Here is a 12595-nt window from a genome sequence, read left to right as displayed (position 1 = left end):
CCAAAAAAGCCAAAAGCCACGCAATGCGTGGCTCTCAAGTGGTGGTGTTTTCTAAATTATCCCTTCAGATATCAGATTATGCTTATTGAGCAGACGATACATAGTCGCTCGTGAAACTCCCAGCTCCTTCGCTGCTAGAGAAACCTGTCCTGCATGCGACTCTAAAACGACAATCAAAGCATCGCGCTCTGATCGCTCTCGAATACTTTTCAAACTGCGCTTCTCATCTTGCTGTTTTGGCAAATCAAGATGCTCTTCATCAATGATGATCGAATCAGACATCAGGACCACCCGCTTAATTTGATTCATCAACTCACGTACATTGCCCGGCCAGTGGTAGCGAGACAGTGCCGTGACCGCCGATTCTGAGAAGTTCTTAGCCTGTGCATTGAACTCTTTGGAGTAATCGTGCAAGAAGTGGTTTGCCAGAATTGGAATATCACTGACACGCTCTTTCAAGCTCGGAACATGTATTCGTAGTACATTGATGTAGTGATAAAGCTCCTCATTAAAATCGCCTTCAATCAAAGCCTTCTCTATATCTGAGGAGTTTGAAGCTAAAATACGTACATCAACAGAGCGCAGGCCTTTTGAAGTTTCAACCTTACCTTCTTGCAAAAACTTAAGCAGATTCACCTGCTGGTCTCTAGGCATAGCTAAAATATCGTTGAACAGAATCGTTCCACCATCCGCCTCTTCAAGCATGCATGGAGTATCCCCCACCTTACCGGCCAAGCCAAACAGTTCACTTTCGATTCTTGATTCAGGCAGCGCACGGCAGTTCACAGTCAAAAAAGGATGTTTTGCACGAGAAGAGTGTCTGTGAATAGAACGCGCAACCGTCTCTTTGCCTGATCCGCTGTCTCCTGAGATCAAGATACTAACGTCAGTCGGGCCAATTCGTTTGACTTGATCTCTCAGCCGTTTGACTGCAACAGAATCCCCCAGCAGCCCCATGTCACTGTTCAAACCATAATTTGGCCACACCTTCTTCTCAAGCTTTAACATGCCTAACTGGTGCCCTATCGTGCTAAGTAGCTGAGCATCTGGGATCGGAGTCGTGAAGAAGTCGATACAGAAGTTCACTATAAACTGGCAGATCGTGTCTGAACTTAGTTGTGATTCACGAATCAGAGCTAACCATCGTACCTGTTTGTTATTACTCACTAAATTAGCGACACCATTGAGACTGAACTCATCATGGCTTAGATCAACGATCCCAATACAAGGACCGGTTTCCGTAAAAAGTGCATCTGCCTTTCTTAGGTCCGCACACTGAGTGCATTGCCAACCCACTTGTTCTAATACAGATAACCAAGGCTCGTACGCACCACCAACGACGATAAGAGAGCCTGGTAAGGAATCCATCTTAAATTGAGTTCCCATCCTTCTTCCTTATTCAATTTTCTATTTATTTGGCCGAGTACCAACTATTGCTTTCCCTGTATATGGGAAATTCACTGCGCAAGCAAGTTCATATTCACGCCAAGGACGTTTAGTAGTGAGACTATCTTAGATTCTTCGTCTCAATAGTAAGACTATGTCACAAATAATGATTTTTCGAACTCAGAGTGCGGAGTAGGTAAGGTTTTGATACGCCTAGAAATAAAAAAGCTACCCGAAGGTAGCTTTTTAAGATTCGTGCTATATGCGAAAGCGAGAGATTACGCTTGTGGACGCATCGCCGGGAATAGAATCACGTCACGGATTGTGTGCGTGTTAGTAAACAGCATCGCTAGACGATCGATACCGATACCTTGACCTGCTGTTGGCGGTAGGCCGTGCTCAAGTGCTGTGATGTAGTCAGCATCGTAGTACATTGCTTCGTCATCACCTGCATCTTTCGCGTTCACTTGCGCTTTGAAACGCTCGTCTTGGTCTTGTGCATCGTTAAGCTCAGAGAAGCCGTTGGCTACTTCACGACCACCGATAAAGAACTCAAAGCGGTCTGTAAAGAACGGGTTGTCATCGCTACGGCGAGCTAGAGGAGAGATGTCCGCTGGGTAGCCAGTGATGAAGGTTGGTTGAATTAGCTGAGGCTCAGCCGTTTCACCAAAGATCTCTTCTAGAAGCTGGCCACATGTCCAGAACGTCTCTACTTCTACGTGTACAGATTTCGCGATTGCTACCATCTTTTCACGGTCTTGAAGGTCTGCTTCTGTTAGCGCTTGAATTTCAGCGTGCTCAGGGTTGTAGTGTTTGATCGCATCAAACATGCTCATACGCGCGTACTTACCACCAAACTCAACCGTTTCGTCACCGTAAGGCATAGAAGTCGAACCAAGAACGTCCATCGCTGCTGTGCTTAGCATCTCTTCAGTCAGATCCATCAGATCTTTGTAGTCAGAGTACGCTTGATAGAACTCCATCATTGTGAATTCTGGGTTGTGACGTGGCGATAGACCTTCGTTACGGAAGTTACGGTTGATCTCGAATACACGGTCAAAGCCACCTACAACTAGACGCTTTAGGTAAAGCTCAGGTGCAACACGTAGGTACATGTCGATGTCTAGTGCGTTGTGGTGAGTGATGAATGGACGTGCCGTCGCACCACCAGGGATCACGTGCATCATTGGCGTTTCAACTTCTAGGTAGCCTTTTGAGCTCATGAAGTTGCGGATTGAAGATACAAGCTTAGAGCGCACGATGAATGCGTTGCGAGAGTCTTCGTTCACGATTAGGTCAACGTAACGCTGACGGTAACGCATCTCTTGGTCAGTCAGACCGTGGAACTTCTCTGGAAGTGGACGAAGCGCTTTCGTTAGCAGCTCGTAAGACTCCATGTTCACGTAAAGGTCGCCTTTACCTGACTTGTGAAGTGCCCCTTTAACACCGATGATGTCACCGATATCTAGGCCTTGGTATTTCTCTTTAAGCTCTTTTTGAACATCTTTTGCAGCGTATGCTTGGATACGGCCAGATGTTTCTTGAATTGCTAGGAATGGACCACGCTTAGCCATTACACGGCCAGCGATTGCAACCACGTGATTTAGCTCTTCTAGCTCTTCTTTAGTCTTTTCACCGAATTCCGCTTGAAGGTCGCCAGCTAGGTGCTCACGACGGAAATCATTTGGGTGACCGTTTGCTTTGCAGCTCTTGCGGATATGATCCAGCTTCGCGCGACGCTCGGCGATCAGCTTGTTCTCTTCAGGTAAAGAGCCTTCTTGTGCGTTTTCGTTTTGAACAGCATCAGTCATTTTCGATGTATCCTGTCTTTCTTTATGAAAATTGTTTTTCGGTGAAAAGCTTACAGACCTGATTTCAGGCTAGCTTCGATAAATTTGTCTAGGTCGCCATCAAGAACCGCTTGAGTATTGCGGTTTTCAACGCCAGTACGTAGATCTTTGATGCGCGAGTCATCCAGTACGTAAGAGCGGATTTGGCTACCCCAACCGATGTCAGATTTAGCATCTTCGTTCGCTTGCTTCTCTGCGTTCTGTTTTTGAATCTCTAATTCAAACAGTTTTGCACGAAGCTGCTTCATCGCTTGGTCTTTGTTCTTATGCTGAGAACGGTCATTCTGACATTGCACCACGGTGTTAGTTGGAACGTGAGTAATACGAACCGCCGATTCCGTGGTGTTTACGTGTTGACCACCTGCACCAGATGCACGGTATACGTCAATACGCAGATCAGAAGGGTTAATATCGATATCAATGTTGTCATCAATCTCTGGGTAGATAAACGCAGAAGCAAATGACGTATGACGACGACCGCTTGAGTCAAATGGAGACTTACGAACTAGGCGGTGTACACCTGTTTCCGTACGTAGCCAACCATAAGCGTACTCACCTGAGATGCGAACCGTTGCCCCTTTCAGGCCAGCAACTTCACCCTCAGAAACTTCAATTACCTCGGTCTTGAAGCCTTTCGCTTCAGCCCAACGCAAGTACATGCGTAGCATCATTGAAGTCCAGTCTTGTGCTTCTGTACCACCCGAACCTGATTGTAGGTCGATGTAGCAGTCAGATGCGTCGTGATCGCCTGCGAACATACGACGGAACTCTAGCTTCTCTAGCTTAGCTTCTAGCTCAGCCAGTTCAGGTTCGATCTCGTCAAATGTCTCTTGGTCTTCTTCTTCAACCGCCAGCTCAAGTAGGCCTTCCACATCCTCAACACCTTGGTCAAGTTGGTCGATGGTCTCTACCACAGCTTCCAGTGATGCACGCTCTTTACCCAGTGCTTGCGCACGCTCAGGCTCGTTCCATACATCTGGTTGTTCTAGTTCTGCGTTTACTTCTTCTAGACGCTCTTGTTTAGCGTCATAGTCAAAGGTACCCCCTCAGGATATTTGTGCGCTCAGACACATCCTGCAGACGGTTTTTGATTGGATTGATTTCAAACATTTTAGCTCATCATTTATGAGTAGAATTTAACCGAAGAATTGTACTCAAAAGTGTGACGGAGATACAGAAATTTTTAGATAAGAAAGTCGAACAATCGCTGATGAATACGCAAAAGGAAATCAGCGAGATAAGAATGGCGTTAACATGAGGTTAAAAACAGCAATAACGCGCCCCAGAGGAGTTGGGGCACGTGCTCAATTTTGCTTTTAGCAGAAACGAATTGGTCGCTACTTCGCTTCGATATTGTCGATCATCAACTGCAGCGATTGATTGCCGCGGAACTCGTTGATATCGAGTTTATAGGCAAGGTGCACGGTGTTAACCGATGCGTCTGGCCAGCGACGCAAGTCGACATTAAAAGCAATACCATCAATCATCACATTGGTCGGGTGACCTTTGTAGAGTGGCTCCAGCATCAATTTCAGGTGCTTTTCACCAACTAGTTTTTGATGGAGCACTTTAAATTCGCCATCAAAGATAGGTTCTGGGAAGGCTTGTCCCCAAGGGCCACCAGCACGCAAAAACTCAGCAGTATGCATGGAAAACTCTTCAGGAAGCAGTTCTCCATCCGACAAGATGATGCCTTTGAGTGCCGTTTCACCAAGATCTTGTTTGACCGCTTCATCAAACAGTTTACTAAAGCGTTCAAAATCTTTTTCCATGATGGTTAAGCCTGCCGCCATTGCATGACCACCAAACTTCACGATCAGACCTGGGTTCTGCGTATCAATGCGATCCAGAGTATCACGCATGTGCAAGCCAGGAATCGAGCGACAAGAGCCTTTAATGCTGCCCTCTCCACCATCAGCAAACGCAATCACTGGGCGGTGATATTTATCTTTGATACGTGATGCCAAGATACCAATCACACCCTGGTGCCAATCGCGTTGGAACAGCGCCAAACCACACGGTAGGTCTGCTTCACCGAACTCTAAACGTTCACAGAAAGCGATTGCCTCTTGTTTCATCCCCTCTTCAATCTCTTTACGAGTTTGGTTGAGGCCATCCAACTCACTCGCCATACGACGCGCTGCGTGGATGTTGTTACTCATCAGCAGTTCCACACCAAATGACATGTCGTCAAGGCGTCCAGCCGCATTGATACGAGGCCCAAGAGCAAAACCGAAATCGGACGCGACCAGGCGACGAGCATCGCGTTTCGCCACTTCAATCAACGCCTGAATTCCCGGACGCGCCTTGCCTGCACGAATACGTTGTAGGCCTTGGTGTACCAAGATACGGTTATTCTCATCAAGAGGGACAACATCGGCTACCGTGCCAAGTGCTACGAGGTCAATCAGCTCCATAAGTTTCGGTTCAGCCATACCTTGCTGAGCAAACCAACCGAGCTTTCGCATGTGAACGCATAGCGCCATCATCAGGTAGAATGCAACACCAACTCCCGCCAATGCTTTTGAAGGGAACGCACAACTTTCTAAGTTTGGATTCACCATCGCATCCACCATCGGAAGCTCATGCCCCGGTAAGTGATGATCGGTGACCAATACATCTAAGCCTTTCTCTTTGGCAAAGCGTACTCCTTCAATCGATGAAACACCGTTATCCACGGTCATGATCACTTCTGCGCCAATCTCAATCGCCTGCTCAACCACTTCCGGGCTCAGACCATAGCCGTCTTCAAAACGGTTTGGCACCAAATAGTCAACGTTATTGCTGCCAAGCATACGCAGCGCCAACACAGAAAGTGCCGAGCTGGTCGCGCCATCCGCATCAAAGTCGCCAACCACAATAATACGTTTCCGCTGCTGAATAGCTTTGAATAGCAACTCAACTGCCGCATCAATGCCACCGAGCTTTTGGTACGAGTGCAAGCCTTTGGCTGCCGTCTCTAACTGAGCTGGACTATTAATTCCACGGCTCACATAGATTCGTTTAAGTAGCTCTGGCAAATCTGCAGGAAGAACGGAGGTATCGACTTCGGGGCGACGTTGTATCTCTATCATGACCTATTTGGCCCAAACCAAATTGGGCCATTCCTTATGTGTAAATTTGGATATGCGTACTGCTGAGCAGAATTATTGCTCTAAGCGTTGGATAAGTTGCGCAGGAGGCAGGTAGCCACTCACAAGCTCACCATTTGGTAAGAAGATTGCCGGTGTACCGCTGATACCAAGCTCGCGACCTAATTGGTACTGCTTAGCAATAATGGATTTGGTTGCCGACGTTGCTTTCGCAGAGTCTGGCATTTGACGATTCACTTTCGCATCGTGCATTGCTGCTTTTGGATCATCTGAGCCCCAAATCGCCGCCATCTGATTGGCAACTTGACCGGTTGCCCCCTGACGTGGGTAGGCCATGTAACGAACCGTAATACCTAAATCGTTATAACCCTGCATTTGACTGTGTAGGCGCACACAGTAGCCGCAGGTGATGTCCGTGAAGACCGTAATCGCGTATTTTTCATCATCCGCTTTGTATTCGATGGTCGAGTCAGCCATTTCTGCGATTTTCGCGGCGTTAATAGGAGCCTGACGCTCCGCTAATACGTCGCTGAATTTGCCATTTTCATCCAGTGAGTAAAGTGTACCTGCGATGAAGTGATCACCCGATGGAGACGAGAAAATGATACCGCTATTGGTTTGAACTTCGACTAACCCATCGATATCCGAAGGCACAACATCCATCACTTTGACGCCAATCTTCTCAAAACGCTGGGTCAAAGCCTTAATATCGTATTCTTGAGTGGGTGCAGCCTCTACTGCAGTCTTAACCTGCTCAACATTCTCTTCAGATGCGTTACAAGCAGTGATGAAAAAAGGCAGTGCCAATAGAGGAAGACGGCGTAATACGCTCATTAAGTTCACCTTAAAATAATTTGAATCTAAGCTCGTGGGTGGTGCTGAGCATGAATCTGCTTCAGTCTTTCCGTTGCCACGTGAGTATAAATTTGGGTTGTCGATAAGTCACTATGTCCCAATAACATCTGTACGACTCTGAGATCGGCACCATAGTTCAGTAAATGTGTTGCAAACGCATGCCTTAACACGTGCGGAGACAGCAGTTCCGTATCTATACCTGCGATAACCGCATAGTGCTTAATACGGTACCAAAAGGTTTGTCGGGTCATCTGCTTGGCACGTTTACTCGGGAAAACCACATCCGAACTATTTTCTCCAAGCAGTTGCGGACGGCCTTGCTCAATAAAAGTTTCTATCCAGTCTACCGCATTTTCACCCATTGGAACCAAGCGCTCTTTGCCCCCTTTACCAACCACTCGTACCACACCTTGTCTTAAGCTGATGTTCTCCATTGTCAGGCTGACCAGTTCAGTCACACGAAGACCGGTTGCGTATAAAAGCTCTAGCATCGCTTTATCTCTGAGCTCAATCGGGTCGTTCGGGTCTGGAGCATCAAGCAAGGCATCAACCTGCTCTTCACTGAGATCTTTGGGTAAGCGCTGAGGAAGCTTTGGGCTCACCAATAAAGCACTCGGGTCGTCAGCCCTTACCTTTTCTCGATGCAGGTATTGAAATAGGCGACGAATCGCCGACAACATACGAGCACGCGACGTCTGCTTAAAGTTCGCATCAACCAACCAGCTCTGATAATCCTGCAAACCGGATAAGCTAATGAAGTCCAAGCGGTAATTATTCTTTTCCATCCAATCAAGTAGCTTGGCAAGATCGGTGCGATAAGAGGTGAGCGTATTTTCTGAAAGCCCTCTCTCCATCCACATCGCATCTAAAAATTGTTCAACAAGACCATGATCGGCGTTCTGCCCTTGAGGCGACTGCATAGCTATTCTCATCATATTGGAAAATGTTTTGAGATTAAGCTACAGGCCTGATGAAAGCTATAAAAATTACGACTTGGGCGGATAATCGCTGCAATCGAATTCAATTTATGGTTAGAATTCGCCATCTCAAAATAAAAATCGAACACATGCTATGAAAATTGGACTGTTTTACGGCTCAACCACCTGCTACACAGAAATGGCTGCAGAAAAGATTCGCGGCATCATCGGCGAAGACTTAGTCGACATTCACAATGTAAAAGAGACGCCACTTTCATTAATGGCCGACTATGACCTGCTGCTACTGGGTATCTCGACTTGGGACTTTGGTGAAATCCAAGAAGATTGGAATGAAATCTGGGATGACCTAGCAACCACACCAGTAAAAGGCAAAATCGTGGCGCTGTTCGGACTGGGCGACCAAGAAGGTTATGGCGAATGGTTCCTTGATGCGATGGGTTTGTTGCACGACGAACTAAAAACCGTAGGCGCGGAGTTTGTCGGATACTGGCCAAACGACGACAGCTACACGTTCGAAGCATCAAAAGCACTAACAGAAGACCAATCACAATTTGTTGGTCTCGCTCTTGATGAAGACTCACAATACGAATTGAGCGATGAGCGAATCGCGGCTTGGGTTGAGCAGGTTCTGGTTGAGTACAGCGAAAAAATCTAACGCCTTAACTATTCAGCCTCCACTCTGAGTAATAAGTATCAAAACTCGCGAATACAAAAAGGCCCCGCTACTTGCCAGCAGCGGGGCCTTTTCTATTTAGATTCGAGTAGAGATTAAACTCTCTCTTGTGTCATTTCTGACGCTGTCGACTTACCTACAAAGAACATGCAGATAATGGCTGCAGCTGTTGGTAGTAACCAACCCATACCGATTTCAAACAGTGGCAGCATCTTCAGTGCTGATACATCTACACCCGCCACTTTCGCTGCATCGATAAGAGCGAACAGCAGTGACACTAATACCACAACGCGGTACGCCACTTTTGGATTAGGGAAACGGCTACGCAAGAATGTCAGTGCTACCAATGCAATTGCCACTGGGTAAAGTGCAAACAGCACAGGAACAGACAGAGAAATAAGCTGAGAAAGACCAACGTTCGCTACCGTAGCACAAGCAACACCGTTGATGATTACCCAAGTCTTGTAAGACAATGGTGTGAGCGAGCTGAAGTAATCAGAACACGCCGAGATCAGGCCAATAGCCGTAGTCAAACACGCTAATAGTACAATCACAGACAGAACAATCTGACCTGAAGGACCAAATAGAGATTGAACGTATTGGCTTAAGATCGTACCACCATTATCCGCCCCTGCAGCAACGGTTGCGCTTGTCGCTCCAAGGAAAAATAGAGAGATGTAAACGAACGCCAGACCCGCAGCAGCAATACAACCCGCGCTGATCAGGTACTTGGTTGTTGCCGCACGGTCAGAGATGCCTTTACTACGGATAGAATCCACAATCAGCATACCAAACATCAGTGAGGCAAAAGTATCCATGGTGTTGTAACCTTCAAGGAAACCTTTGGTTAGTGGTTGAGTGATGTATTCACCGTGAGCACCAAGAATGTCGCCCTGAGGGTTAACAAATACAGCAACCGCCAGGACAGCTAAGCCGACGAAAAGTGCAGGCGTTAGAACCTTACCAATCACGTCAATTAGCTTACCTTGAGACCATGAGAAGAACATGGCAACCACAAAAAAAGCGACAGAAAAGAATGTTAAGTGAGCTTGAGAGGCATCGATGAAGAACGGTTTCACCGCCATCTCATAAGCAACAAGGCCAGTACGTGGCGCAGCAAATGCAGGGCCAATGATAATGAAGATCAACACCGCCATAATGGTAGCCGCTTTCTTAGGAAGATCTTTGGTTAGATGATCCCAAGAGCCACCAGCAAGAGCGACAGCTACGATGGTGATTAACGGAAGACCAACCGCAGTCAGCAGAAAGCCGAACATCGCTGGCAGAAAATGATCACCAGCCAACTGGCCAGCTAGAGGTGGGAATATAATGTTACCCGCACCCAAGAAAAACGCAAAAAGCATAAAGCCCAATGCGATAACATCTGTTAGTTTTAGACTCTGTTTCACAGATAATCCTTAATTATACTTTTGAAATAATGTTGTGCTTGCGCGAATGTTACAGTGAAAAACTGCCATTCAATCGACAAAATAGTCGCGCATAATGACGAAACACTCGCTAAGCTGCAAGCCAACATAAGAAAACACCATATTAATTTGCGATTTTATGCTAAAAGCAGTTTATTCTACTAATTTTGAAAAAATACTCATAATTATAAGCTACTCATAAATTGCAACAATTCAAAACAAGTCAGCACAAAAGACCATACAAAAGATCAACATTAAAACTAGGTAGTTAAAAATTCCGGTACTTGCAGATTTATGAAACAAAAAACGCTAGAGACAAAAAGCTTTAATTTTAAACAGTTTTCTATTTATGGTGGGCAGACTGGAATGCCTGTCAGCACCGATGGCGTATTATTGGGTGCATGGACACAACTTGATCAACAACCAAAAGCTCTGGATATTGGTACTGGTACTGGTTTACTCACACTAATGCTGGCGCAGCGTTATCCTTCGGTAAGTCTCTCGGCAATCGATATCGATCCCGACGCCATTCATGCCGCAAAGATCAACTTCGACCACTCCCCTTGGAGCGATCGTCTACGGCTCTATTTTGGCAGTGTGTTAGAGGTTGAATTACCAGATCAGTTCGACGCTATCATCTGCAATCCACCCTACTTTAATTCCGGAGAGCAATCTGCACATAGCCAACGCGCTACCGCTCGTCATACTGCCAGCCTTGAGCACAAAGCACTGGCTGTTCGCTGCTATGAGCTAACCACAGAATCAGCCACTGCAAGCTTTATTCTACCGATGGTTGAAGGGGAGCAGTTTATCGAGATCGCCAGACAGAGTGGATGGCATCTATCGCGCCGACTGGATGTAAGAACCACCGCCAAAAAGCAGCCTACACGCCTTTTGTTTGAGCTATCTAAAGATCCCGATGTGCAACTCGACCACCAGCAGCTATTAATTCACGATCAAAATGGTTACAGCGAGGCGTTTATCGCGCTAACTCAAGATTTTTATCTCAAGATGTAGCAAATACCATGTGATCCTAATCACTAATGCTTCTATAATGGCCGACTACTCTTTTTTATCGTCTGCCAACGACGTGCAGACACATTTATTGCTTGTGGAGAAACAACAGTGATCAGAACCTTTGCAGAACTCGATCTAGAACAAGAGCTGCTTAAAGCAATCGACGAGATGGGCTACGAACGCCCAACACAGATACAAGCTGAAGCAATCCCACAAGCGTTAGATGGACGAGACGTTTTAGCTTCTGCACCGACAGGTACTGGTAAAACAGCTTCTTTTGTACTGCCAGCTTTGCAATACCTGCTCGACTTTCCACGTAAGAAAGCGGGCCCAGCACGTATGCTGATCCTAACGCCGACACGTGAGCTAGCAATGCAGATCGCAGACCAAGCTCGTGATCTTGCAAAATACACCAGCCTGAATATCTTCACCATTACTGGTGGTGTGATGTACCAAGAGCACGCGGACATCTTAGGCACGACTCAAGACATCGTTGTTGCGACTCCAGGCCGTCTGATGGAGTACATCGAAGCTGAACGCTTTGATTGTCGTGCTATCGAATGGCTGATTCTAGACGAAGCAGACCGTATGCTCGATATGGGCTTTGGCCCAGTTGTTGACCGTCTATCTGCAGAGTGTCGCTGGCGTAAACAGACGCTACTATTCTCGGCAACCCTAGAGGGTAAAGGCGTTGAGGGCTTCACTGAAGATCTACTAAACAACCCAGCAGAGATCGATGCCAAATCTTCCCTGCGTGAGCGTAAAAAGATCACTCAGTGGTACCACCGTGCAGACACAGCAGAGCACAAGCTGGATCTTCTTAAGCACATCATCACTGAACAAGCAGAGCGTACTATCGTGTTCCTAAAAACACGTGAGCGCCTAGCGGACCTTCGAGCTCAATTAGAGAGTGCCCAGATCCCATGTGCTTGGATTCAAGGTGAAATGCCACAAGATCGCCGTAACAATGCGATTGCTCGTTTCCGCGATGGCACTGTGAATGTACTACTGGCAACTGACGTAGCAGCTCGTGGTATCGACCTACCAGACGTGAGCCACGTAATTAACTACGACATGCCACGTACTGCTGATGTTTACCTGCACCGTATTGGCCGCACTGCTCGTGCTGGTAAGAAAGGTAATGCTATCTCGCTAATCGAAGCGCATGACCAACCAATGATTGAGCGTGTTGCACGCTACACCAAAGAGAGCATCAAAGAGCGCTTCATCGAAGGTATGCGTCCTACGCACAAAAAACCTGTCTTCAAAAAGAAGAAAAAGGTGAAGAAAGACGATAAGAAAGGCGCAGCTAAAAAAACCGCTAAGAAAAAGAAGAAGTAGTCGATTTGGGTCACTT

Annotated in this window: 10 protein-coding genes; 3 read left to right on the top strand and 7 right to left on the bottom strand. The window is 46.8% G+C overall.

Annotated features, from left to right (window positions below):
* Positions 1-51: 51 nt before the first annotated feature.
* The 6 genes from vpsR to xerD form a co-directional block, all read right to left on the bottom strand.
* Positions 52-1386, bottom strand: coding sequence for a cyclic-di-GMP-binding transcriptional regulator VpsR (gene vpsR / locus AC6I7V_RS02405; protein ID WP_261882590.1), 1335 nt, complete (start codon positions 1384-1386; stop codon positions 52-54).
* A 278-nt stretch (positions 1387-1664) separates the two neighbouring features.
* Positions 1665-3197, bottom strand: coding sequence for a lysine--tRNA ligase (lysS, locus tag AC6I7V_RS02400; protein WP_255231432.1), 1533 nt, complete (start codon positions 3195-3197; stop codon positions 1665-1667).
* 50 nt (positions 3198-3247) lie between these two features.
* A protein-coding gene (prfB, locus tag AC6I7V_RS02395; RefSeq protein WP_150895812.1) for a peptide chain release factor 2 occupies positions 3248-4346 on the bottom strand; the annotation gives its coding sequence in 2 pieces (ribosomal slippage) (positions 3248-4270 and positions 4272-4346; 1098 coding nt in all).
* Between the two features lie 227 nt (positions 4347-4573).
* Positions 4574-6310: a single-stranded-DNA-specific exonuclease RecJ gene (gene recJ, locus AC6I7V_RS02390; RefSeq protein WP_498011264.1), complete on the bottom strand. Its 1737-nt coding sequence runs from the start codon at positions 6308-6310 to the stop codon at positions 4574-4576.
* Between the two features lie 72 nt (positions 6311-6382).
* Positions 6383-7162 carry a thioredoxin fold domain-containing protein gene (locus AC6I7V_RS02385; protein WP_255231433.1) on the bottom strand — a complete coding sequence of 260 codons (780 nt, stop codon included), beginning with the start codon at positions 7160-7162 and terminating at the stop codon, positions 6383-6385.
* Positions 7163-7188: 26 nt separating this feature from the next.
* Positions 7189-8103 carry a site-specific tyrosine recombinase XerD gene (xerD, locus tag AC6I7V_RS02380; RefSeq protein ID WP_255231434.1) on the bottom strand — a complete coding sequence of 305 codons (915 nt, stop codon included), beginning with the start codon at positions 8101-8103 and terminating at the stop codon, positions 7189-7191.
* Positions 8104-8254: 151 nt separating this feature from the next.
* On the opposite strand from xerD, the gene fldB reads away from it, so the two are divergent.
* Positions 8255-8776, top strand: coding sequence for a flavodoxin FldB (gene fldB, locus AC6I7V_RS02375; protein WP_255231435.1), 522 nt, complete (start codon positions 8255-8257; stop codon positions 8774-8776).
* Between the two features lie 113 nt (positions 8777-8889).
* Here fldB and brnQ read toward each other — a convergent pair whose 3' ends face one another.
* Positions 8890-10203, bottom strand: coding sequence for a branched-chain amino acid transport system II carrier protein (brnQ, locus tag AC6I7V_RS02370; protein ID WP_261882587.1), 1314 nt, complete (start codon positions 10201-10203; stop codon positions 8890-8892).
* Positions 10204-10515: 312 nt separating this feature from the next.
* Between brnQ and AC6I7V_RS02365 the strand changes: the two genes are divergently transcribed.
* Complete coding sequence (locus AC6I7V_RS02365; protein ID WP_498011263.1) at positions 10516-11238, top strand: tRNA1(Val) (adenine(37)-N6)-methyltransferase; 723 nt, start codon at positions 10516-10518, stop codon at positions 11236-11238.
* A gap of 108 nt (positions 11239-11346) precedes the next feature.
* A complete protein-coding gene (gene srmB, locus AC6I7V_RS02360; protein ID WP_498011262.1) occupies positions 11347-12579 on the top strand; it encodes an ATP-dependent RNA helicase SrmB in 1233 nt (410 codons plus the stop codon).
* Positions 12580-12595 lie beyond the last annotated feature (16 nt).

Source organism: Vibrio sp. KUL70, from assembly GCF_059725515.1.
Note: the sequence above shows the minus strand (reverse complement) of the source record. Positions and strands in the feature narration are given on the sequence as shown.

What these genes read in the sequence shown, in the direction of transcription:
- vpsR (WP_261882590.1), bottom strand. Translation starts at nt 1,386, where the DNA reads ATGGGAACTCAATTTAAGATGGATTCCTTACCAGGCTCTCTTATCGTC.
- lysS (WP_255231432.1), bottom strand. Translation starts at nt 3,197, where the DNA reads ATGACTGATGCTGTTCAAAACGAAAACGCACAAGAAGGCTCTTTACCT.
- recJ (WP_498011264.1), bottom strand. Translation starts at nt 6,310, where the DNA reads ATGATAGAGATACAACGTCGCCCCGAAGTCGATACCTCCGTTCTTCCT.
- AC6I7V_RS02385 (WP_255231433.1), bottom strand. Translation starts at nt 7,162, where the DNA reads ATGAGCGTATTACGCCGTCTTCCTCTATTGGCACTGCCTTTTTTCATC.
- xerD (WP_255231434.1), bottom strand. Translation starts at nt 8,103, where the DNA reads ATGCAGTCGCCTCAAGGGCAGAACGCCGATCATGGTCTTGTTGAACAA.
- fldB (WP_255231435.1), top strand. Translation starts at nt 8,255, where the DNA reads ATGAAAATTGGACTGTTTTACGGCTCAACCACCTGCTACACAGAAATG.
- AC6I7V_RS02365 (WP_498011263.1), top strand. Translation starts at nt 10,516, where the DNA reads ATGAAACAAAAAACGCTAGAGACAAAAAGCTTTAATTTTAAACAGTTT.